Genomic DNA, 23,972 nt, shown 5'->3' on the forward strand with positions numbered 1-23,972 from the left:
TAAATCGCTACTCTAACCCTCCATGGGAGAGCTTGCTGATTGCTTTAATCGCACTGATTGCGACATCTTTATTTGGGTCATTACATAATTCAAGTAGTCGATTAATCGTATTATGTTGTTTCAGTCGTATTTTACAATCACCTAAAGCGGATATGGCAGCTATTTTTACATCATCATTTTTTCTTTTCGTTAAATCAAGTAATGTATTTATGACTTTGTTATCCATCTTTTATCCTAATCAGGGTATTAAGAAATAAAGTTAATTAAAATCCATTTGTTTCAAAATATTAATTTCAATGTAGAGATGCTACTAAAAGAAAGAATTTGTTAATATCAAAAAACACAACTAATATGGATATAGTATGATTAGGTTTGTGTATGAATAGGTAGCAAAAATCATACCTATTCATATATAGGGATTAGGAAGATTAAATAAGATTAATTAAAAAACCTGTGCTTTAACGGATTGATAAAAAATATTATTTGTATACTAAAAATGGTGGGAGAGTTTACTCAGTGCCTTTATTGCAGACACCGCAACATCCTTATTGGGATCTCTACAGAGTTCAATTAAACGGTTGATCGCATTTTGTTGTTCAACGGTCGCTTTATAATCACCTAATGCGGAAATAGCTGCAATTTTAACATCATCATTTCCACGATGCGTTAATTCAATTAATGTTTCAATAATGTTATTTTCCATGTAAACCCTTTGAAATACCTATGCGATACCAAGGTATTCTAAGTGAATTTACTTGAGATTTATTTTTGAAATTTAATGCTTTATTAATACATTATATAGATTTTACGCATTTTCAGGCTATTAACTATCTTATTAACTAGGGCGCATTAAGAGAGTAAGGATTATTGATATAAAAAATTTAAAATATTAAAAGACATTAGTTATCTATTAAAATAGATATGACTAAATAATTCTTTATTAAGGTAAAAATAATAAAGCACTTTACCTTTAAAATGAGTTAAATAAAGTGCTTATTAAGCCTGAGTTAGTGACGTAAATAAACGTGAGGCGTGTTATTTTCAGGGTGTTGAGTAACACCTAAGTCAGCTCGATACCAACGAGTTAAGTTTTCAGTCGTTAAAACATCGGTAGGGGAACCTTGAGCGACAAGCTTTCCATTATGAATTAATAACACTTTATCTGCATATAATGCGGTTAGATTAAGGTCATGTAATACACAGCAAACACCTAACGGTCGTTGACGTGTAAGTTGATGTAGTAACCGTAAGCTATGCTATTGATGATATAGGTCAAGCGCAGAAGTGGGTTCATCGAGAAACAAGCATGCGGGTTGAGCTGTTGGTTGCCATAATTGTGCTAATACTCGAGCTAATTGAACGCGTTGCTGCTCACCCCCTGAAAGTTGGCGGTAATCCCGCTGCCGTAATGATTGGCAACTGGTTTGTGCTAACGCTTCATTGATGGCGGTGTGTTTATATTCTGAACCATAGGGGGTTCTGCCCATTGCAACCACATCTTCAACAGTAAAAGCAAATTGCAAATGGCTATGCTGTTTCATCACAGCACGTTTTCGGGCTAACGCATTATGCTCCCAGTCAGTCATTGCTCGGCCTTCAATAAAGCATGTGCCATGAGTCGGGGTATTATAGCCTGTTAGTAATTTTAATAGACTGGATTTCCCTGCGCCATTTGGCCCAATGATCACCACAAATTCCCCTTGATCAATCGATAAACTCACATTATCTATAAGCGTCTTTTCACTGATTTTATATGATAAATTTTGTGCTTCTAACAAGAGCGATTTTGTTTGCATTTTTAGATCCTCCCCGAAGGCTGCCGTAAAATTAGCCATAAGAAGTAGGGGCCACCAATTAACCCTGTCAGTAAGCCAACAGGAATTTCAGCAGGTGCAACCGCAGTCCTTGCTACAGTATCGGCAATAAGTAATAAGCCCGCACCTACGATAGCGGAACCAGGAATTAACCAACGATGGTCTGGCCCGAGAGTCATGCGAATGAGATGGGGAACAACGAGACCGACAAAACCAATAACACCGCTCATGGCAACCGCACAACCAACTAACATGGCGCTAAGGAATAATAAAATAAACTTGGTACGCTCAACATTGAGCCCAAGGTAATGGGCGTCTTCGTCCCCTAATTGTAGGATATTAAGCTTACTTCCTTGTGTTAAACAGATAATACAAATAGGAAGAATAACTGAAGCGGCGATGGCCAATGATGCCCAGTCAACATTACCGAGCGTGCCCATCATCCATAAGCTAAATGTTCTGAGTTGTTGGTCATTGCTGATATAACTAAGAACACCGATGAATGACATACACAGCGCATTGATAGCGATACCCGCGAGAAGTAGTTTTGCGAGGTTACCATTTGATGAACGATTTAAGCTAAAAATAATAAAAGATACGGCTAGGCTACCAATAAAAGCAGCCGCGACATGGCCATAACCTTGCATCACGGTGGGTAATGAAACAGAGAAAACAATAAATGCGGCAACGGATAAAGCCGCGCCACTACTGATACCGAGTAAGCTAGGATCAGCGAGGGGGTTACGGAATAACCCTTGCATAATGGCGCCAGATACTGCTAAGGCAAGGCCAACTAAGATGGCAATTAACACGCGAGGAAGGCGGATATTCAGCCATATCTGCCAATCCGAGTCTGTGGCAGATGCCTGCCACAGTGCTTTTAATGAGAAGTTCATTGCGCCGGCATTCGACGCGATGAGAACTAAACCGCCAAGTGCTAACAATAATACGATAATCACCAAAAATGGGTTTTTAAAGCGACTCATTGGGATTTTTCTAATGCCTCACGTAGTTGTTGCATGACTTTAGGCGTACCTAAACTGAAAGTGAGCATACCGACGTCATCGACAACCAGAAGCGCTTTATTTTTCCCTGCGGGGGTCATTGACATTCCTTGTAATTTCCACACTTTTTCTATTCCACCTAATGATTTAATACCTTCTTTGGTAAAAATGATTAAGTCAGGTTGGCTTGACAGCAAGCCTTCTTGGGATAGAGGACGATAGCTGTCGAAGCTGCTCATGGCATTTTTTGCCCCTACCGCGTTAATGACACTGTCTGCCGCAGTGTGCCGTCCTGCTGCTAAAGGCATAACACCACCGTGACTCATGATAAATAAGACTTTTTTGTCAATAGGAGCCGTATTTACTTGGCTGAGCTGTTGGTTAAATTGATTAACTAATTGCTTCCCTTGCTCTGTTTTACCGACCACATTAGCGATGGTGGTAATTTTTTCTGGAATGGCTTCTAAACTCGGTTTCCCTGTTACCTTAATAATTTTTACGCCGCTTTTTTCGATTTGCGAAAGAGCCATTGAGGGTTTAGCTAACTCACTCGCAAGTACTAAAGTCGGGCGCATTGACAACACGCCTTCTGCGTTAAGCATACGCATATAGCCCACATCAGGGAGCTTGGTGGCTTGCTCTGGATGAAGGCTGGTGCTGTCACGGGCGACGAGCTGTTCCTGTGCTCCAAGTTCATACACAATTTCAGTCACATCACCTCCTAAGGTGACGATGCGTTCTGTTGCATAAGAACAAAAAGAGATAAACAGCGTTGATAAGATTAGAAGCCATTGTTTCATAATAAGTTACCTAGTTTTAAATGCGTGGTAATGCGGTGACTTGTTGGCGCCATTGCTCTTGCTCTGGAGTCCCTTCCGTACGCTGCCCATACATTTGTGCGATTTGATTTCCTTGGTTATCGAAGACTTCAAGGCTAGTCACATGGCCATCTTGTGTTGGCTTGCGTGTGACCCAGCATTCGGCAATACCATTTTCAATCATGTGCAAGGTGAAATCAGGATTGAAAATATTTAGCCACTTTAAGTCTGAACCTTCACTTTGATATGGCATGATTTTTTTGATTTCACCAGTAAAAATTTGCACACATCCGCGGTTGCCCACAAAAATCATAATTTCGTTTTGATCTTTGAACGCAGTGTTAATCAGCTGATTGAAGGAATCATTAGGCACTTTCCAAGCCAAATCATCGCTAACCGCAGAGAAAACTTGCTGGCGGCTGAGGTTGTTTTTCTTGAGTAGAACAAAAAATTGGTGAACGTCTGTCATGTTGCGCCATTCTTGTTCTAATTGTTGTTTTAGCTCTTCACTAACGGGCTGATTGGTAAATGCAGTTGCTGTTTCATGGATGAGCTCCGGGTTATCTTGGGTGGCATATTTTTCAATCAATGCCTGCCATGCCGCCATATCTGTTTCATCGGTGGTGTAAACTTTATGTAGTGCGTCACCTTGTTTATCAAAAAATTGGATACTATGACGCTCACCGTGTTTGCTGTCTTCCGTCAAAGCAAAGATAGCGTCCCAATGGCTGAAAAACATCCGTAAATCAAGGGCGCGAGGGTTTAAAATTAACCCACCGTGTGGGCTAAAGGTTGCATTGTCATAACGACCAACTTGCTCATGAACCACATATTCGTTACGGGTAATCGCTTTCACTTTCCCAACAGTGGCTAATTCTGTCAACAAAGTGGGGGCATCGACATTTAAACGAACAGCTTTGTCGTGACCAACACGACTATGCAGTAGCTGAGCTTCAGATACATTTAAATAGGCGGCGAGATCGCGAGCGTATTTGGCTTTGTTATCTGTTTTTGCTTGTTGGTAACGCTCGTAAAGTGCTGAATTCACGTTTATCTCCTTAATATTGTGTGAATTACCATTGGAAGCTGACAAGCAGCTTGGCATTACGTCCATCTTGAGGAATACCTTGTGATGAGTAGTATTCTTTATCAAATGCATTGCCTAACACGACACTGGTTCCTAACCCTTTGAGTTGTCCTTCACCTTGATAACTCACATAGAAGTCATGTACGGCATAGCCGGCTTGTTGTTCTGCTTTAGAGGCTTTATTGAATTCTGTATGGCGCGTAAACTCCCCTAGCCAGCCCACTGAAAAACCGCTGTCTGCAATAGGTACGGCCAGATTACTGGTGACAGAATCAGGTTTAATTGATGTTATTGATTTTCCATTAGATTCATCTTTTCCTTCAGTATGGTTATAAGCCAAACTCCAATTGAAATAGTCTGTTTTATAATCCATTGAGGCATCCCATCCCCAAATTTTGGCACGTTTAGTATTGATTGATGTGGTGTAGTTATTTTGCAAAATATATCTATCAACATTCACATATGTGTTGATGTAATCTTTCGCTTTGGTATCAAAATAACTGGCTTTAAATTGTAGGTTATCTCTTTCCATCAATAGGTCATCGAAACGCAGACCAAAACCATATTCTGCGGTACGGGTTGATTCAGGTTTCAGATTAGGGTTTGGTTTCCATCTATTAACGATTGGCCCCATTTGGAAGTGGACCTCGTCGTTATACATTTCCATCATAGAAGGGGCTCGGAAGGCTTCTGAATATGACGCAAATAGCATTGACCACTCTGTTGGTGTGATGCTAACGGCACCTTTAGATGACCATTTACCTTTTTTCACATCTTCATTGCCATCAGATGTCGCTTTATAGTGGTCATAGCGCGTACCGACAATAAAGGAAACAGGCAAATCTTTTAGGCTAATTTCATCTTGTAAAAAGCCGGATGCAAAGGTGATGTCCGCATCGGGGAATTGGGTGGTGTTTGCATAAGGAGTTTGTTTTTGCTTATAAGCTTCACTGCCGTAAGTCAGGTTATGTGATGCTAATGGCAAGTCATAAAAGTTAGAGCGGTTATCAGCTTTTATGCCATAAGTTTTTTGTGTACGACCTTCATAGGGGGTTCCTTGGCCTTTTGCCGTGATATTAATATCGGAGTAATAAGGCGTGACTTTAAAATTTAGCCATTCCTGTGAGCCCGGTTTCATTTGATAAGTTATCTGTGCATCACGTTGGCGAGTGGTACGGTTAACTTTTAGATTGTCACTCCCTACATTAATTTCTTGCGGGTTTTTCGGCTCATTGGCATCATTATTATAATAACGCACTTGGCCAGAAAGCTTTTGTGTATCATCGATTTGCCATGTTCCTTTTGCCAGCAGGTTACCAATGGTTTCCTTGTTTTTCATGTCATCGCCATTACTCATGCGGACATTACCGGTTTCTTTCGTGACAAAGCTGAATAGCCCATCAAGGTTATCACTACGGCCAAACGCAGTGCCGCCGAAACCGAAGCTATGATCGCCAGTAGCGGCTTCGGTAAAGACACGGAAACCGTGGTCTTGGCCTTCACGTAATAAGTCTTTGGCATCAACGGTTTCCCAAGCAATCACACCGCCCATGGCACCACTGCCGTAGAGTAGGGCAGAAGGGCCACGGATAATTTCAACTTGCTTAATCAGAGCAGGGTCGATAAAGGTGCCATTGACATGGCCTGTATCTGTGCCTTGGCGAATACCATCCACTAAGGTCAAAATGCCGCGTCGATCAAACCCGCGCATATAAATATCTTGCCCATTTGCACGGCTGGTACCGGTGACACCAATCCCGGGAACTTTACGTAAAATGTCATTGACGGTGCTGGCCGTTTGCGTTTCAGGTGAATTATTTTTGATCACCGTGACCATCATCGGGGTTTCGAAGCTGTCACGTTCGCTACCTGTCGCATAGACTGTCATCACATCATGATGATTTTTTTTTGGTGATGGTTCTGTTGTTTGTGCTTGAGCACTTGCTATCACGCCTAAGATGGCACTGGTTAGGACTGACATTCGCAAAACAGGGGACATAATTGTGATACTCCATATAGTTTTTATCTGTATTAAGCAGAGTGAATTCGTATTAATTGATAGCGATGTATTGGTCTGGAGGACCTGAATTCGGTATGACACAGGAAAAATTGCATGTAAGCGGTGTCTGAACATAGCAAGAGGAGTAAACAACTAATGAAGGTATAAAGCTGAGGTAATAGTCAGTAACTGGTTGGTGTTCAGCAGGACTATTTGGGATGTGGCACATTAACGCTACCGCTGCGCGATAGTCAGGTATCGAGTGGCTATCCTTGCTGATCCTATATTTAGTGGCACAAATGTGAAATACAGACGTCAGTTTAAACTCCATAAGAAACCTTTTCCTATGTTTAGATTAAGCTGGCTGCCTGGATAATTAACCTAGGTGGCTTGCGAATTAAGTTTTGGTACGACTTACTTTGGGTATGGCTTACTTAGTTAAGATCAACTTACCTGTACGAGTTTGTCTCAATTGATAAAGCTCGCCATTATGTTGAATTGAGACCTTACCGGCAGGGCCCAATAATTGTTGGCTTTCTATCACGTCAGTTTTAACGGGTTGTTTCGCCGTTTCGACGGTATTTTCTGCAACTGGGGCTGTCATATTATTTACCATACTAAGTTTGTTGATAATCGAAATGATATTGAGAATGATTATCTTTAGAATGATTGCCAATATCAAGTAATTTTCACAATCAAACAACAAAAGAGCCACAAAAAACTAAGTTCGTACGAAAAAACAGCATTAATCTAGTGGTTCCCCACTTACAAGGCTATAATTGAGTTTCTCTATTCATTGCATGGGTGAATAAAATGAAAATATTACTGTTAGGAGCGACAGGGCTTGTGGGAAGTCATGTTTTATCATTGGCACTTGCAGACTCTCGTGTGACTCAGGTGATAGCGCCAACACGACATGCATTAGCAGAACATGAGAAATTACAAGCACCTATTGTTGATTTTAACCATTTACCTGACGAGGCTGCGTTATGGGAAGTCGATGCTGTGATTTGCGCGCTCGGTTCAACCCTCAAAGCCGCTGGTTCAAAGGCGGCATTTCGTCAAGTGGACTACACCTATCCTTTAACCTGTGCAAGGCTAGCCAAAAAATGGGGTTGCTCGACATTTGTATTGACTTCTGCTTTGGGGTCAAACGCTAAGTCACCTTTTTTTTATAGCCGAGTAAAAGGGCAGCTTGAACAAGATTTAAGATCACTGGGTTTTGATTCTTTAACTTTAGTTCGCCCGAATGTGATTCGTGGTGACCGCCAAAAAGTGCGTTTGGGTGAAGTTGTTGTGATTCGTATTATTTCCTGTCTATCATCTATATTGCCCGCGAGCTGCCAAGTTAGCCCCGCAACAAATATTGCGAAGGCATTATTTGAGGCTGCAATAAATCCCACGAAAGGGGTTCGTGTTATTTCATCTAAACAGCTTATATAACACTGGCTAGTTCATTTTTGTTGGTTATGTTGTTTTTTTGTTTCACACACAAAAGCTTCAATTTTATGATGCCTGAAATGCTAACCGATTTAGGAATTACAAAAGTTAATATAGGGTTGGTAAACATACTGATTGATGACAAACATATTATGTTTGTCATCAACCTAAAGCCCACAAATGTGGGCTTTTACTCTTCGAAGGTTACCCCTGAATCTGTGCTAATGAACCGTATAAATTATAAAGTGTTTCATATTCATCTTGCTGATAAAATCGAATTTTATCCCAACAAAATTGCTTAGCGACTTCCACGGTAAAGCGTGTGGCATCGATTAACTCACTTTCATAACTTGCACCTGTTTCACTACCGGGGACAATCGATTTAGCCGTAATGGCAAGGCCAACAACAGGTGCCTGTGTTGCAATATGCGGTTGCATTATAGAATTAAAGTGATAAACACCGTTATCATAAGGAGAAATATCTTGTGTGGTGATAGGAAACGTCTTTGCCACATCTCCTGTTGCATACTCCAGTAAGCGAACTAAATCAGGTGCGACGCGTAAAATATAGCCTTGCATAGCCGTGGGAGAAATCGCAATCCCTCGGTGCTTAATGATGCTGTTTCCCTTTGATGTATCGATGGATAAAATAGCATCCATCTGTTTATCGACTTCATATTGGTTCATGGTATTAGATGAAACTGGCATCCCCATAAAATCGACAGGGTCATGAGGAGTAATCGAAACATGCGTGGCGATATGAGAGCTAATTATTACGTCCCCTTTGAGGCTCTGTCCCTTTGCCGCCATATCCAACAACTTCATCGCGCTGGCAAAAGCGACAATTGACCCATCAGCATCAGAAACTATTCCAATACGATTCGGTTGTGCCTGTTGTGCACCTAAACGACCGATAATGCCTAAAGTCGGGTAAGTGCCTCCACGGTGTTTGCCCTCAGAGCCTGGGATTAATACTTTTATAAAATGGCATAACTGACTTGTATCCTCTGGGGATTCATAAGGAATAGAAGTAACAGTGATGATGGCATCATTTGAGCCAACAGAATGAAGTAGCGCTGCCATTTTTTCGCCATCAACATCAGGGGTGTCTAATAAGTCATAAACTTGGCTTAGATAATTCAAAGACATTATTGCACTCCTTTAATAATATTTAATTTGAATGGCTTGTTGGTAGCAATTTCTTCAATCTTATTAGGTCCTCGTAACCATAGGGCATTTTGCTCACCTAAAATGGTGCCATGGTCGTTTTCAATAAATAATGCAGTTCCTTCATATAGTGCGATCAATTCTTCCATGGGGTTAATCGTTAAAAACTCATTTAATCTCTCTTCACGACTTTCCCCATTATGGCCAATTGGTTTACCAGAAATAAAATGCGGGTTAATTTGAAATGGGCAAATATTCAGCGCACTAAATGTAGGGGGTTGGACAATTGGCATATCATTGGTGGTGCGAATACTCGGTGTTGCAACATTACTGCCTGCACTCCATCCCATATAGGGAATGCTTTCATATTTAACTCGTTGTGGAATCAGCTCCACTATGTTGGCATCATATAGGCGTTTTAATAAGGCAAAGGTATTTCCGCCGCCAATAGCAATCGCTTGTGCTTGTTTAACTGCCGCAACAGGGTCGCTAAAGTGATGAATTGATGTTAATTCATAACCTAAAGCATTAAATACCGGTTTTACAATTGCTTCAAAATCATCAAAACTGAATGTAACTGCGGCATAAGGAATAAATAGAATATTTTGTTTTTTATGTTGTAATAAACGATGGATTTGTTCGCCCGCATGTTGTAAATAATTCATATTCCCCATACGTGAACTACTCATTAATAACGCATTAGTCATTGCTATATTCCTTTTTGATTTTTTTTATTGAATTAATTAATAAATCGATTTCTTTTTCACTATTAAAATAATGAATTGATAAGCGGGCCATTTTTTCTATTTGATAGAACTTTAAAATAGCGGTTGCCATAAAGTGACCTGATTCAATAATGATATTTTTAGCTTCTAATTTTTGCATTAATACATCAGAGGGGATTCCGTTAATATTAAATGGAATTATTCCTATTCGCTGGTGGCTATTATTAGGGCCATAAATTTCGACGCCAGAAAGTTGAGATAATTGCTGCATCGCATATTGAGTGAGTGTTTGGTTGCGATTCTCAATTTGTTCAATACCGATATTTACAGCATAGTCTAAAGCCGAATCTAAACTAATAATGGCCGGAACATTTGGGCAGCCCGCTTCAAAGCGTTTTGCTGTTTGAGGCAGAATAACGTCTCCTGTTTGTGGGTCAATTGAGCTATTCCACCAACCGACCAGTATGGGGGTTAATGATGGTACCAATGATTCACGAACAAACAGAATGCCACTGCCTTCTATCGCTCTTAACCCTTTTCGGCCACATGATGACATAAAGTCACATTGCCATTTTTGAACATTAACGTTATACATTCCAATGGCTTGTGAAGCACTAATATGGCTAAGTACACCATGCTTTCTGGCTATCTCACAAATAGCCTGCACAGGTTGAATTACCCCAGTTATGTTAGATAGCGCAACGAAACTGATGAGCTTTGTCTTAGAGGTTATCGCTTGCTCGATAGATTCAGGTGAAAGGACACCATAGCTATCCGCACTCACCTTAATAATTTTTATTCCTTTTTCATGCGCTAACAGTTGCCAAATTGCAATATTGCTGAGCATCTCAGTATCCGGAATTATCACTTCATCGCCAGCTTGCCAAGAAATACCTCTAGCAATCAAGCTGATAGATTCTGTGCCATTTTTGGTAAATGCAATTTCACTGGGCTTTGCACCGATAAATGCGGCCAATTTTTGTCGACAAATTTCAACTTGCTCATAGGTTTGCTTGCGGAAGCTCGGTAAATAAGTCCCTTGCTCTGCGGTTTTATCAAGATAGCGCTTTACTGCGTCTATTACCGGTTTTGGCGGTGGCGCAGCGGCTCCCGTATCAAAATAAGCGTAATGTTGTGAAACTAGAGTGTCTTTTTGCACTTGCGACCAGATATTCGTCATTATTATTCCCTATAAAGTTATTTAGCCCAGAAGGAAAGCAGTTTCGCTTTGAGGGTTGGCAGGAATGCTTTAGCCGTGGAGTAAAGAGCATCGCCAGCAATAAGCCCACCAGCGAAAGTTGAAATTTTATCGGAACTGATATTGAAGAAACGCTCAATGATAATTCGAACCGCGAGTGCAGTAAGAACCGTCCAACCTGCAATAGGGTAGTTAATCATCAAGCCAGTTGAGAAGAGTACGCCAATCTGGTTTTTAGCACCGCCAATTAACTGAATGATGGCACCCGGTATGGCCCACAACAACAACATCATTGCCACATTTGAGGAGCTTCCTGCTTGGATCGTAGCGGCATAAAGCCTTGATGCAGGAACGATTTTGTCTTGTTCGAAATAAAAATCGTAGGTAAGTGCAACAACCACCAAGGCGCAGCAAAAACCGATAATAGCGGCAAAATATTGTTGTTTTCTCCCATAATGTTCTGCAGATTGGTTTTTACCATAACCGCGGATCATAAACCCCGTTTTTAGGTCAAAACCCATATCGGCAAAAGCAGGGCCTGTCGCGGCACAAAACCCAACTAAAACGGCCAATGCTTCGGGGGGAAACCCCAGTAAAATACCAATCATCAATGAGATAAGAGCTGCTGCAGTTGCAGGAAACCAGCCAGAATGCATCGCAGCCATACCTACAATCATCTCTTGGATTAAAGCGGCTAAGGTCGCAAAAATGAGGAATCCAATAAGTTGTGGCAATGTCATAGTGACAAATATTTGGCTAATAAATGTGAGTGCTAATGCGGTTAAAAAGTAGAACGTTGCCCCTTTGATTAAGGTTGACTTGATACGTTTGCTACTTTGGCGTAATTCATCACTATCTTCGCTTTGTTGCTGACTATCTTTCTTGTTGCGAAATACAATGGTTCCGATTTGGATTAATGCGACGATACCTGCACCAATCATCACACCGTGTGGGACATAGTTTTCATATAAATTATAAGTAATTAGCCCTGACTCAGAAAAACCGCGAATGAGAAGTCCAACAGCAAACATGAATAACGCGAAAATACTGCCAATCAACGCGATCCCTGCGGATGCCATTGGGATACCAAAACCTGCACCGATGGCTCCAGCAGCAAAGCCTGTCAGCAATGCGCCAAGCCGCTTTCCACCTTTATTTCCTGCCCACAAAGTTTCTGCGGTGGCAACACCGGCAGGCCAAGATGCACTGGCAGGATAGGCGCGGGTATTAAACAAGCCATATAAAATCGTGCCATCAATGATAATCGCAACGAAAGCTCCAGCCATCATCGGATAAATTAATTCAGGCATACCCAATACCCAAGGCACACCAATGGCTACTATTAAACCATTTGCTGCAGCAAAGGTTGCTGCAGAGATGCTAGTTTGAATTAAATTTTGCGCATCGATAAATTTAAATGATGCGAATATAGAAAGTGGGACACGAGATAATAAAATGGCGAGAACAGCACCGATAATTGATGTGTTTGCGGAGATACCTAGTGTGACAATAATCTGAATACCAATAATAGCACCAACAAAAGATAATATAATTATTGCGATGAGTAGTGCTGGAGAAAAAATAGATACACGTACCTCAGTATCATTTTTATCATGAGATATATTCATAGAGTTACCTATTTTATTTTAATAATTAATAACTGCTTTTTATCTTATTATTTCACCATGGATTTAAAATATGGTAGATAATTTACTGGCTGTGGATTTTAATAATGGATAATACTCGGTTAAATTTTTACTTTGGCTTGATGCTGCAATGCATAACGAGCCTAATACCCCTTTTTCAAAAGAAAATATAGGAACGGATAACCCTTGTGTTCCTGCTAAATAAGCTTCTTTTGAATATGCATATCCTTCTTCAGCATAGAGACTTAATTGCTTTTTTAATAAGGTGTTATTTTGCAAATTATGTTTAGAAAGATATTCATCAATATATGAAATATCCATTGAGCTTAAAATGATTTGTGTAAATGGGGCTTCATGCAAGCTCAACGCTTCTCCTTCTTTAGATGTAAAGCGGATAAGATGGTCACTTTCTAAAATGAAATTACAAATAGCGATATCATTGTAACGGCGATAAATAAATATGGTTTCATGTGTTTTATCAGCGAGAGGGCGTAAGTAGTCACTCGCTAATTGTGAAAACTGGCGTGTGTTATTGGCTAAATGACCGATTTCAATACACCGCAAGCCTAATAAATATTCTTTATTTTTATTTTTTTGTAAGAAACCTTGCTCTTCTAGAATATTAAAACCCCGCTGTACGACGGAAGGGCTCTTATCAAGATGACGAGCTAACTCACGTACTCCCCATATGGGCTTGTTGATTGAAAAGTAATCTAACAAGGTTAATACGAAACCAGCAGATTGTAGTCGGTTATTCATAGCTTCCCCTGTTTATAATTAATTGAATTAGCACTATTGTTATATTTTTGTTCCTTATACGGGAACAGTGTGCCGTTTGGTAATACAAACATATTTAGATGAAACAATATGCAAAGTAAATGGTTTGTTGCATCTGTGTTAAGTAGGTCACTAAAACAGTTCTTATCATTTATCTTTTTTTTCTTGCTTTCCCTGTAACTATTTGAAATTAATCTATTTTTTTTTATTCTTTAGCTGTTCCTACTAGCGAAACAATCAAAAAGACGCAAATGGATAAATGAGTTATTGGTGAAAACAGGAGAATTTGTTTACCTTGAATGATCTTTTCCTGATGCGATTTATTTATGTGAGAAATAGATTATTTTATAATTTTGTGTAAACGTTTACACTAAGTCGAGATTGATCACAGAATCTTATCTAAACTCGTTGTTATACTCGGTAGCAATGACAAGTTGGAAGACAGAATGCAATTTAAGCAGTATTGGGGGAAGAGAGATGCAACAGGTTGAAATTCTAGTTACAGGCGGGCTCGGGTATATCGGTAGTCATACTTGTGTTCAATTGATAAAGGCTGGGCTATCACCAGTTATTATTGATAATTTGTGTAATGCAAAGCTAGAAGTGCTTAATCGTATTGAAAGATTAACCGGTGTGCGCCCAGTATTTTATCAGTGTGATGTTCGAAATGAGCAACAGCTAGCTCACATTTTTTCTTCTCATCAATTTCATTCAGTTATTCATTTTGCAGGGCTAAAAGCGGTTGGTGAATCAGTAGAAAACCCGCTTAGATACTATGATGTTAATTTCAATGGGACATTGGTATTAATGCGCTGTATGCAGGAAGCGAACGTGAAAAGTTTGATTTTTAGTTCGTCAGCAACGGTATATGGCGAGCCCAGTCGTTTACCTATCACCGAAGAGTTCCCAACGGGTAATACACAAAGCCCTTATGGCACCAGCAAGTATATGGTTGAGCGTTGTTTATCTGATTTATTTCACTCAGACCCGTTATGGTCATTAACATTATTACGTTATTTCAACCCAGTAGGTGCTCATCCATCAGGTTTGATGGGCGAAGACCCACAAGGGATCCCAAATAATTTAACACCTTATATAACCCAAGTTGCGGTAGGAAAAAGAGAAAAATTGGTGATTTATGGAAACGATTACCTTACGGTGGATGGAACGGGGGTTCGGGATTATATCCATGTCATGGATTTAGCAGATGGCCATGTTGCCGCTCTACAAAAGGTTGGTAATCAAGCAGGGGTACATTGCTACAATTTGGGCACGGGTAACGGCACTAGTGTTTTGCAAATGTTACATGCATTTGAAAAAGCAGTTGGAAAAGCCATTCCTTATGTGATTGAACCACGTCGTGCTGGGGATATTGCGGAATACTGGTCAACACCAGAAAAAGCGCACCATGAACTAGGATGGCAAGCGGAGCGAACTCTTGAGGATATGGCGACTGACAGTTGGCGCTGGCAATCAAATAATCCCAATGGTTATGAAGTTTAGGAGATGCATGAGATGAATATTTTGCCTTTTAACCCTTCGGATTGCCCTCATCGTCGCTATAACCCATTAACAGGCCAGTGGGTGTTAGTGTCCCCTCATCGAGCAAAACGCCCGTGGAGCGGCAAAGATGAAAAACCATCAATAGAAAATTTACCTCAATATGATGAGCATTGCTTCTTGTGCCCTGGTAATACAAGGGTTTCCGGGGAAGTGAATCCTAACTACCAAGGGACTTATGTATTCCAGAATGACCATGGTGCGCTATTAGCACAACCCTGCGCTCAACCTGATAATCAATCTGAATTGTTTCAATCACAATCGGTGAGTGGGGTTAGTCGAGTGATTTGCTTTTCGCCTGATCACAGTAAAACACTGCCAGAGCTGTCTGTACCTGAAATTGAAGGTGTTATCGAAACATGGCAGCAACAAGTTGCTGAGTTAAGTGAACGTTATGCTTGGGTTCAGGTTTTTGAAAATAAAGGGGAAATAATGGGGTGTTCTCAACCGCATCCTCATGGACAAATTTGGGCAAGTGATTTTTTACCGAATGAAATTGCACGTAAGGACCATTTTCTCACGCAATATTATCAACGTCATGGCAGCAACTTATTAATTGACTATATTAAAGCTGAGCAACAAGATGGCTCACGAATTGTTGTTGAAACTGAAGAATGGATTGCACTTGTTCCTTATTGGGCAGCTTGGCCATTTGAAACCCTGTTATTGCCAAAACAGCATATTCGCCGTATGGATGAAATGAATGAAGCCATTCGCGCAGACCTTGCTGTTGCGCTAAAAAAACTCACAAGCCGTTACGATAATCTATTTCATTGCTCTTTCCCATATTCTATGGGATGGCACTTTGCACCTTTTATTAATGAAAGCCAAAGTATCGAGCATTGGCAACTACATGCCTTATTTTATCCGCCATTACTGCGCTCAGCGACGGTAAAAAAATTCATGGTGGGGTATGAAATGTTAGCTGAAACTCAGCGAGACCTGACACCAGAACAGGCCGCACAACGTTTACGTGATGTGAGTGACTGCCATTATAAACAAAGTCAAACTACTAAATAATTCATCAAATTATAATTAACTTAGCTGTTTGCTGGGTTAACCAAATTACGCATTAAGGATAATTAAAAATGGAAACGTTAAAGCAAACTGTCGCCTCGTCGTTTGAAAAAACCTTTGGTTATCAACCTGAAATTTATGTTCAAGCGCCGGGGCGAGTAAATATTATCGGTGAACATACGGATTATAATGATGGCTTTGTTTTGCCTTGTGCGATTGATTACCAAACGATGACCGCGGCGGCTAAACGTGATGATCGTATTATCCGAGTCGTTGCGGCTGACTACCATAATGAATGTGACGAATTCAGTTTGGATAGCGATATTACATTTTTGCCTGAAAAAATGTGGGCAAACTATATTCGCGGTGTCGTGAAGTTTCTCTTACAAAGAGGGCTTTTATTCAATGGTTGCGATATTGCAGTCAGTGGTAATGTGCCGCAAGGCGCGGGGTTAAGTTCTTCAGCCTCACTCGAAGTTGTGATTGGACAAACACTTAAGGCTTTGTATCAATTAGATATTAGCCAGCAAGATATCGCGCTTAATGGCCAACAAGCTGAGAACCAATTTGTTGGTTGTAACTGCGGTATTATGGACCAACTGATTTCAGCGTGTGGTGATGAAGGCCATGCTCTATTGATTGATTGCCGCAGTTTGGCGCTATTTCCTATTTCCATACCTGATGATCTGGTTGTGATGATAATCAATTCAAATAAGCAACGGGGTTTGGTTGGAAGTGAATACAATACACGCCGCCAACAATGTGAAGAAGCCGCTAATTTGTTTGGGGTGAAAGCATTACGTGACATCACATTTGATGAGTTTTTACAGAAGCAACATCTATTATCGCCTATCGTTGCTAAGCGAGCCAAACACGTGATCAGTGAAAACGAACGTACTTTAGCGGCAGCAAAAGCATTAACACAAAATGATTTATTGCAGTTAAGTGAGTTAATGGCGCAATCCCATATTTCTATGCGTGATGATTTCGAAATCACCGTCAAAGAAATTGATACCTTAGTGGATATCGTTAAGTCCGTTTTAGGTGTTCAGGGTGGGGTACGAATGACAGGAGGAGGCTTTGGTGGCTGTGTGGTTGCATTGATGCAGCAGCAATGTGTTCAACCGGTGATTGACGCGGTAGAAGCGCAATACCAGAAAATGACAGGCCTACAAGCCGATATTTATGTTTGCCAGCCAAGCTCAGGTGCGAGTGTGGTAAGTTAAAACCAAATTAATAAATTGAAAAAAGTTGATATAACATGCTGTTTAATCAAGAAAAAAATCAGACGCCCAAAGTCGTAGAGTTAACCAATAAAAATGACATGAAAATTGTCCTGACAAGTTTAGGGGCAAGCTGGGTAAGTTGTATTTTGCCGCTAATACATGGGAGACGAGATGTTGTTCTAGGTTCACCAAATATGGATAAACAAAAGGAACAAGACGTGTATTTGGGCGCGACAGTCGGGCGCGTAGCTAACCGTATAGCGAATGCACGTTTTTCTATTCATGGTGAAAATTATTCAGTGTCAGCCAATCAAGAGCCGCATTGTTTACATGGTGGGCAGGACAATTTTAGTTATCGGATTTGGGCCATATCACAACCTAGTACCCAACAGGCTATTTTTTCACTCATTTCACCCGATGGTGACCAAGGTTTTCCCGGGGAATTGAAAGTTGAGGTAAGTTATGAATTAACGGATGAAAATCAAGTGATTATCCGTTATAAGCACCAAGCTACAAAGGCCTGTCCTGTAAACCTAACCAACCATACTTATTTTAATTTGGCGGGTGAAGGTAGTGAAAAGACAGCGCTAGATCATGCTCTTACGATTTACAGTGACTGTTATTTACCCACAGATAAAGCAGGGATCCCTAGCGGAGAGTGGCGTAATGTCACTGGTAGTTATTTTGATTTTCGCCAAAGCAAACTCATTGGCCGTGACTTTCTACAAGATCACGACCAAATTTCTGCTGGGGGATATGACCACACTTTTATGCTAGATACAGCCCGTATTGATGGGCGGCAAACGGTGGCATCGTTGAGTGCTCCTGAGGGAGACGTAAAGATGAATATTTCTACAACGATGCCTTCTATGCAGTTGTATACAGGGAATTATTTAGTTTCAGTTGCGGGTAAAACAAAATCTTATACGCCTTTTTCTGGGGTTGCATTTGAAACACAGTTTCCACCTGATGCTGTTAATCACCCTGAATGGGGAGAACGATACAGCCCGATTTCACAGCCTAATCAAATTTATTGTAGTGAAACCTGCTATCAATTTATTTTCTAAATCTATATATGATTAACACCGCATCTAAGCGGTGTTTTCTTTTTTGCACGATAAACCCATTATTTTACTTTAAATAATTTTAATATGCGTTATGCCATTGTTTTTAATTCTAGCTCATTGTTTAATAAGCCATCCTAATTGTAGAGGTGCACAATGGCGACAATCAAAGATGTGGCAAAAGAAGCAGGTGTTTCGGTTGCAACTGTTTCTCGAGTGATTAACCAATCACCGAAGGCAAGCCAAGCTTCTATTGCATCAGTAAAGAGTGCAATGAATAAGCTAGGTTATCGTCCCAATGCCGCTGCGCGAGCTCTTGTGAACCAAAGTTCAAATACCATTGGGGTGTTAGTTAACGATGTTTCCGACCCTTTTTTTGGCGTTATGGTCAAGGCCGTTGATGCTGTAGCGCATAAAAATGGTAAACATATTCTGATTTGTAATGGTTACCATAATGCCAAGGAAGAGCGCCAATCGATTGAGTTGTTGATTAACAACCGCTGTGATGCTTTGGTTATCCACTCTAAAGCCCTGGATGATGCTGAACTGCTTCAATATGCAAAAGAAGTCCCAAGTATGGTACTGATCAACCGCCATATTGATGAAATTGCAACCCGTTGTATTTCTTTAAATAACTACAAGGGCGCATATTTAGCGACAGAACATCTTATTCGACATGGGCATACTAAAATTGCGTACATTTCATCAAATCACCAAATTGAGGATGCGGTACAGCGTTTACAGGGTTATCGAGATGCGTTAAAAAATAATGGTATTCAACTGTCTGATAGTTATATTGAATATGGCGCTCCTTATGGGGAAGGTGGGGAGCAAGCGATGACTAACTTACTGATAAAATCACTCGAAATCACAGCGGTCGTGGGTTACAACGATTTTATGGCCGCGGGAGCCATCGCGGTATTAGATGAAAATGAAATTCACTCACCAGAACAGGTCTCGGTTATTGGTTTTGATGATGTGTTGATTGCCCGCTATATCCATCCACGCTTAACAACAATTCGTTATCCTATCCAAATGATGGCAGAAAAAGCCACACAACTAGCACTTTCTTTAGCGAGAGGGGAAAAAACGACAGGTGAAAGTTTGATTTACTCTCCGACATTGGTTCAACGTAATTCAGTTAGGCCTTTGCACGCCTAAGTATTTTATAGCCCATAGAGTTACGAAAATAAGTGTAAACGTTTTCATTAATATTTGATGAACTTCACGAATTTATTAAAATCTAGATTACTTCCTGGTGCCTTCTCTTCTATCACCTATGAAAATTTACATTAATTTCTGCTATTTAGTCCATTAAGTTAATTCTTTAGAGGATATTGTGAAAATATGTGATTCATCTAACGGTGATATTTTGTGGTAACGTTTACACTTACTTTGTTATCACTTGGCGAAGGAATTTGATTATGCAAACTGAAGGGGTTGGGTTAAGCACATTAGATTACGGAATATTCATTCTGTATGTGCTTATCATTATTAGTGTTGGTCTTTGGGTTTCTCGAGATAAAAAAGGGCAAAAGAAAGGTACAAAAGACTATTTTCTGGCAGGAAAAACATTACCTTGGTGGGCGATAGGTTCTTCACTAATTGCGGCAAATATTTCAGCAGAACAGTTTATTGGTATGTCGGGTTCTGGCTTCTCAATAGGTTTGGCCATCGCATCTTATGAATGGATGGCTGCACTAACTCTGATTATTGTCGCAAAATATTTTATGCCCGTATTTATTGATAAAGGTATCTTTACCATTCCAGAGTTTGTTGAAAAACGCTTTAATAAAACGTTAAAAACAATCTTAGCCGTATTTTGGTTGGCATTATTTATCTTTGTTAATTTAACTTCAGTTCTCTATTTAGGGTCGTTAGCATTACAAACAATCCTAGGTATCCCAATGCATTATGCTATTTTCGGCTTAGCATTATTTGCAGTGATTTACTCTCTTTATGGTGGGCTGTCTGCGGTTGCGTGGACGGATGTTGTACAAGTTTTCTTCTTAATCTTAGGCGGCTTTTTAACCACGATAATGGCGGTGAGCTATATTGGCGGTGATGCGGGGTTATTCGCAGGTATGAGCCGCATGGCAAGTGAAGCGCCTGCGCATTTTGAAATGATTTTAAGCCAAGACAACCCACAGTTTAGTAATTTACCCGGTATTGCAGTGTTAATTGGCGGTTTATGGGTTGCCAATTTATATTACTGGGGCTTCAACCAATATATTATTCAACGTGCATTAGCCGCTAAGTCTATTAATGAAGCGCAAAAAGGCTTGGTTTTCGCAGCATTTCTCAAACTTATTGTCCCAATCCTTGTTGTCGTACCGGGTATTGCGGCATTTGTGATAGTTTCTGACCCTGCATTACTGGCGGGATTAGGAACGATGGCACAAGAACATATGCCAACATTGGCCCAAGCGGACAAAGCTTACCCATGGTTAACACAATTCTTACCCGTAGGCGCTAAAGGGGTTGTGTTTGCGGCATTAGCTGCGGCTATCGTTTCTTCTTTAGCTTCCATGTTGAACTCAGTGGCAACTATTTTCACCATGGATATCTACAAAGAATACATTGCTCCATCAACCGCGGACCATAAATTAGTGAATGTCGGGCGGATTAGTGCAGTTGTTGCGTTAATCGTCGCATGCTTCATCGCCCCATTACTGGGTAACATTGGACAAGCTTTCCAATATATTCAGGAATATACCGGGTTAGTTAGCCCAGGTATCTTAGCGGTATTCTTATTAGGTCTATTTTGGAAGAAAACCAATGCGAAAGGCGCGATTATCGGTGTGCTGCTCTCAATTCCGTTTGCATTATTCTTAAAACTAATGCCGTTAGGTATGCCATTCCTTGACCAAATGATGTACACCTTCTTCTTTACTGCGGTGGTGATTGGTTTAATTAGCCTGACAACGGCAAAAGAAGATGACTGTGAAGGGGCTATTATCCTAACGTCGGAGACCTTTAAAACATCGACAGGCTTCAATATCGCATCATACGCAATTATGGTTATCTTATGTGTGCTATATGCGCTGTTCTGGTAATCCAAAACTTCTAACAAGCTGATAAGTAAAATGATAGCACGAGGCGGGAAAGGTCATTCCCGCCTTATTTTTTGCGTTTGTTAACTTAAATAATGACCTAATATTCGCATCGAGATCATTTTCGTTATTCTTGACTAATAATCTCCCTTCCTTATGTATGGTTAATTGTGTTTAATTTTATTTTTTTAATAACTATTTGTTATAAGCAAATATGCCAAATTGATTTTAATTTGACTTATTTTTAGGAATAATACTGAGACTTATTATTATTATCATTGGAACTATTTTGTGAAAAATTTAGGTTTATTTCGTTTACATCAGGTTGCCATTTTCACTCTGTTAGCGCTGGCTGTTCAAAACCAATCCATGGCAAATGAACAAAATAGCGACAAAAAAGACTCTTTCGTTGTTAGTGCACAAGCACTCAAAGTGAATACTGCGCTGCAAGAAACGCCAAAATCTGTTTCGATCATTACGGAACAAGATTTGACCATACATGCTCCGCAAAAAATTGATGAAGCACTTCGTTATACCTCGGGGGTTGTTGCACAACCTTATGGGGCTGATAATGATACGGATTGGTTCAAAGTTCGCGGTTTTGATGCCGCAACTTATTTAGATAATAGCCGGTTATATCGAGATGGCTACTACACTTGGCTACTTGAACCTTATGGATTGGAAAGTATTGAAGTCGTGAAGGGGTCATCAGCCGTTCTCTTTGGCGAATCCACTCCTGGAGGCGCTGTTAACTTAGTAACGAAAAAGCCATCTATTAATGCTAAAAATGAAATATTTTTAGAAGCGGGTAATAACGATCATCAAGCGCTAGGCTTTGATCTTTCTACAGCATCAGCCGATGCAGGTGCCCGCTACCGTTTAGTGGGAACGATGAAAAAATCGGATGGGGAACTCAAAGGCACGGATAATAAACGTATTTATCTGGCGCCAAGTGCGGCATTTGACTTGTCTGATCAGACTGTACTTACGTTAATGGGGACGTATCTGCACGATGATGGTACGCCCACGAATCCTTTTTTCCCAGCGGCGGGAACATTAATTCACTCTAATTACGGTAAAATTAAGCCATCAACCAATTTAGGTGAGCCTGATTACGATAAATACAAGCGGACTCAGTTCTCAGTGGGTTATTTATTAGAACATCAATTTAATGATGAGTGGCGTTTTGCGCAGCGTGTAAATTATGGTTACAACGACCTAACACTCAGAAGTGTTTATGCTTTCTTTAATGCAGACCCTACCGTGCAGGAATTGGGGCAAGGTATTGTTTTTCGCGATGGTAAAAACCAAAGTTTTAGTTTTGATAACAATATCGTCGGTGAATGGGATAGTGAGCGGTTTGAAAATACCTTACTTACGGGTATTGAATTCCAATATCATCAAACCAAAGGCGATGAACAGGATAATTATGCTTTTGGTAAAATTAACCCGTGGAAGCCAGTTTATGGGCACTATACCCCACTTGACCCATCAAATAACATTCATCGCACTATTGATAAAACACAAGCTAGTATTTATTCACAATACCAAACAAAGCTTGATAGCAAATGGATTGGGGTCGTTGGTGCACGTTATGATTGGGTAAAAACTGAAAATAAAGCACATAAAAAAGCAGAAGATGAGTCTAGAAATGATGGGCAGATGAGTTTAAATGCGGGCTTAATGTATATTGCTGACAATGGGATTTCACCTTATTTAAATTACTCTCAATCTTTTGAAGTTCAATCGACAATCGACCCAACAACCCAAAAACTGTATAAACCACTTAAAGGTGAGCAATTTGAAGCTGGTATCAAATATACACCTTATTTTATGGATGGTTATTGGAATATTGCTTGGTTCGATATCGAACAAAAAAATGCGTTAGTCACAACTCCTGAACACCCTGTTGCAACACAAACAGGTAAAGTCACTTCACAAGGTATAGAAACAGAACTATTTGCAAGTGTTACTGATAATTGGGATATTAAAGCGACATACACTTATACCAATGCGAAAACAGATCAAACAGGTGGTAAGGGACGTAAACAGGCTGGTATGATCCCCAAACATATGGCGACTGTCTGGACTGACTACGAAATTCCAATCGTGAGTAACCAGTCGTTAAAACTCGGAACTGGTATTCGCTATTATGGTCAATCAAAGGATAACCCAGCAAGCAGCAACCTTTCTGTTCCTAGTGCGACGCTCTGGGATATGGCCGCGATATATCAATTATCGAACAATTGGCAGTTCCAGTTCAATATGAATAACATCCTCAATAAAGAGTATGTTTCATCCTGTGATACCTGGTGCTATTACGGCCAATCGCGCTCATTTGTGTTACAAACAAAGTACACTTGGTAATTTTAAAAAA

General features: G+C 40.3%; 20 protein-coding genes and 1 pseudogene. 8 read left to right on the forward strand and 13 right to left on the reverse strand.

The features are described 5' to 3' along the window. Window positions 1-7 precede the first annotated feature (7 nt). The 8 genes and pseudogenes from M1F17_RS07000 to hemP all read right to left on the reverse strand — a co-directional run bounded on the left by M1F17_RS07000 (window position 8) and on the right by hemP (window position 7,326). Window positions 8-226 (reverse strand): HEAT repeat domain-containing protein, encoded by a 219-nt coding sequence (locus M1F17_RS07000; protein ID WP_004261720.1) that lies wholly within the window; start codon window positions 224-226, stop codon window positions 8-10. 264 nt (window positions 227-490) lie between these two features. Then, window positions 491-703, reverse strand: a complete 213-nt coding sequence (locus tag M1F17_RS07005) for a HEAT repeat domain-containing protein (protein ID WP_004261718.1) — start codon at window positions 701-703, stop codon at window positions 491-493. Between the two features lie 304 nt (window positions 704-1,007). After that, window positions 1,008-1,796, reverse strand: a pseudogene (locus M1F17_RS07010) (heme ABC transporter ATP-binding protein). Between the two features lie 2 nt (window positions 1,797-1,798). Next, complete coding sequence (locus M1F17_RS07015; protein WP_094962090.1) at window positions 1,799-2,800, reverse strand: FecCD family ABC transporter permease; 1,002 nt, start codon at window positions 2,798-2,800, stop codon at window positions 1,799-1,801. Next, window positions 2,797-3,618 (reverse strand): heme/hemin ABC transporter substrate-binding protein, encoded by an 822-nt coding sequence (locus tag M1F17_RS07020; RefSeq protein WP_094962091.1) that lies wholly within the window; start codon window positions 3,616-3,618, stop codon window positions 2,797-2,799. Before M1F17_RS07020 ends, M1F17_RS07015 begins: the two co-directional genes overlap by 4 nt. A 16-nt stretch (window positions 3,619-3,634) precedes the next feature. Continuing rightward, on the reverse strand, window positions 3,635-4,684 hold the full coding sequence (locus tag M1F17_RS07025) for a hemin-degrading factor (RefSeq protein ID WP_036958445.1): 1,050 nt from the start codon (window positions 4,682-4,684) through the stop codon (window positions 3,635-3,637). A 25-nt stretch (window positions 4,685-4,709) separates the two neighbouring features. Then, complete coding sequence (locus M1F17_RS07030) at window positions 4,710-6,722, reverse strand: TonB-dependent hemoglobin/transferrin/lactoferrin family receptor (protein ID WP_144140862.1); 2,013 nt, start codon at window positions 6,720-6,722, stop codon at window positions 4,710-4,712. Between the two features lie 430 nt (window positions 6,723-7,152). After that, entirely contained in the window at window positions 7,153-7,326 is a 174-nt protein-coding gene (gene hemP, locus M1F17_RS07035) for a hemin uptake protein HemP (protein ID WP_226617232.1), read from the reverse strand. Between the two features lie 209 nt (window positions 7,327-7,535). Here hemP and M1F17_RS07040 point away from each other — a divergent pair, with 209 nt between their 5' ends. Beyond that, window positions 7,536-8,165: an NAD(P)H-binding protein gene (locus M1F17_RS07040; RefSeq protein WP_144140864.1), complete on the forward strand. Its 630-nt coding sequence runs from the start codon at window positions 7,536-7,538 to the stop codon at window positions 8,163-8,165. 201 nt (window positions 8,166-8,366) lie between these two features. Here M1F17_RS07040 and M1F17_RS07045 read toward each other — a convergent pair whose 3' ends face one another. The 5 genes from M1F17_RS07045 to M1F17_RS07065 form a co-directional block, all read right to left on the reverse strand. Then, window positions 8,367-9,311, reverse strand: a complete 945-nt coding sequence (locus M1F17_RS07045; protein ID WP_094962095.1) for a DUF1177 domain-containing protein — start codon at window positions 9,309-9,311, stop codon at window positions 8,367-8,369. Beyond that, a complete protein-coding gene (gene pepE, locus M1F17_RS07050) occupies window positions 9,311-10,036 on the reverse strand; it encodes a dipeptidase PepE (RefSeq protein WP_094962096.1) in 726 nt (241 codons plus the stop codon). The genes M1F17_RS07045 and pepE overlap by 1 nt, the downstream gene beginning before the upstream one ends. Next, complete coding sequence (locus M1F17_RS07055) at window positions 10,029-11,234, reverse strand: aminotransferase class V-fold PLP-dependent enzyme (RefSeq protein ID WP_094962097.1); 1,206 nt, start codon at window positions 11,232-11,234, stop codon at window positions 10,029-10,031. The genes pepE and M1F17_RS07055 overlap by 8 nt, the downstream gene beginning before the upstream one ends. Window positions 11,235-11,251: 17 nt before the next feature. Then, window positions 11,252-12,880: an OPT/YSL family transporter gene (locus M1F17_RS07060; protein WP_144140868.1), complete on the reverse strand. Its 1,629-nt coding sequence runs from the start codon at window positions 12,878-12,880 to the stop codon at window positions 11,252-11,254. A gap of 63 nt (window positions 12,881-12,943) precedes the next feature. Next, complete coding sequence (locus M1F17_RS07065; RefSeq protein ID WP_004261689.1) at window positions 12,944-13,657, reverse strand: IclR family transcriptional regulator; 714 nt, start codon at window positions 13,655-13,657, stop codon at window positions 12,944-12,946. A gap of 495 nt (window positions 13,658-14,152) precedes the next feature. Between M1F17_RS07065 and galE the strand changes: the two genes are divergently transcribed. The 7 genes from galE (at window position 14,153) to M1F17_RS07100 (ending at window position 23,962) form a co-directional block, all read left to right on the forward strand. After that, entirely contained in the window at window positions 14,153-15,178 is a 1,026-nt protein-coding gene (galE, locus tag M1F17_RS07070) for a UDP-glucose 4-epimerase GalE (protein WP_144140870.1), read from the forward strand. A 12-nt stretch (window positions 15,179-15,190) separates the two neighbouring features. Beyond that, window positions 15,191-16,255: a UDP-glucose--hexose-1-phosphate uridylyltransferase gene (locus M1F17_RS07075; protein WP_112307229.1), complete on the forward strand. Its 1,065-nt coding sequence runs from the start codon at window positions 15,191-15,193 to the stop codon at window positions 16,253-16,255. A gap of 68 nt (window positions 16,256-16,323) precedes the next feature. Beyond that, entirely contained in the window at window positions 16,324-17,478 is a 1,155-nt protein-coding gene (gene galK, locus M1F17_RS07080) for a galactokinase (RefSeq protein WP_164455328.1), read from the forward strand. Between the two features lie 35 nt (window positions 17,479-17,513). After that, on the forward strand, window positions 17,514-18,545 hold the full coding sequence (galM, locus tag M1F17_RS07085; RefSeq protein WP_318837331.1) for a galactose-1-epimerase: 1,032 nt from the start codon (window positions 17,514-17,516) through the stop codon (window positions 18,543-18,545). A gap of 153 nt (window positions 18,546-18,698) precedes the next feature. Further along, on the forward strand, window positions 18,699-19,703 hold the full coding sequence (locus M1F17_RS07090; protein ID WP_004261677.1) for a substrate-binding domain-containing protein: 1,005 nt from the start codon (window positions 18,699-18,701) through the stop codon (window positions 19,701-19,703). A 263-nt stretch (window positions 19,704-19,966) separates the two neighbouring features. Then, window positions 19,967-21,598, forward strand: coding sequence for a sodium/sugar symporter (locus M1F17_RS07095; protein WP_036958441.1), 1,632 nt, complete (start codon window positions 19,967-19,969; stop codon window positions 21,596-21,598). A 288-nt stretch (window positions 21,599-21,886) separates the two neighbouring features. Continuing rightward, a complete protein-coding gene (locus M1F17_RS07100; RefSeq protein WP_318837332.1) occupies window positions 21,887-23,962 on the forward strand; it encodes a TonB-dependent siderophore receptor in 2,076 nt (691 codons plus the stop codon). Window positions 23,963-23,972 lie beyond the last annotated feature (10 nt).

The sequence above is a fragment of the Providencia sp. PROV073 genome (assembly GCF_033688125.1).
GTDB lineage: Bacteria > Pseudomonadota > Gammaproteobacteria > Enterobacterales > Enterobacteriaceae > Providencia > Providencia hangzhouensis.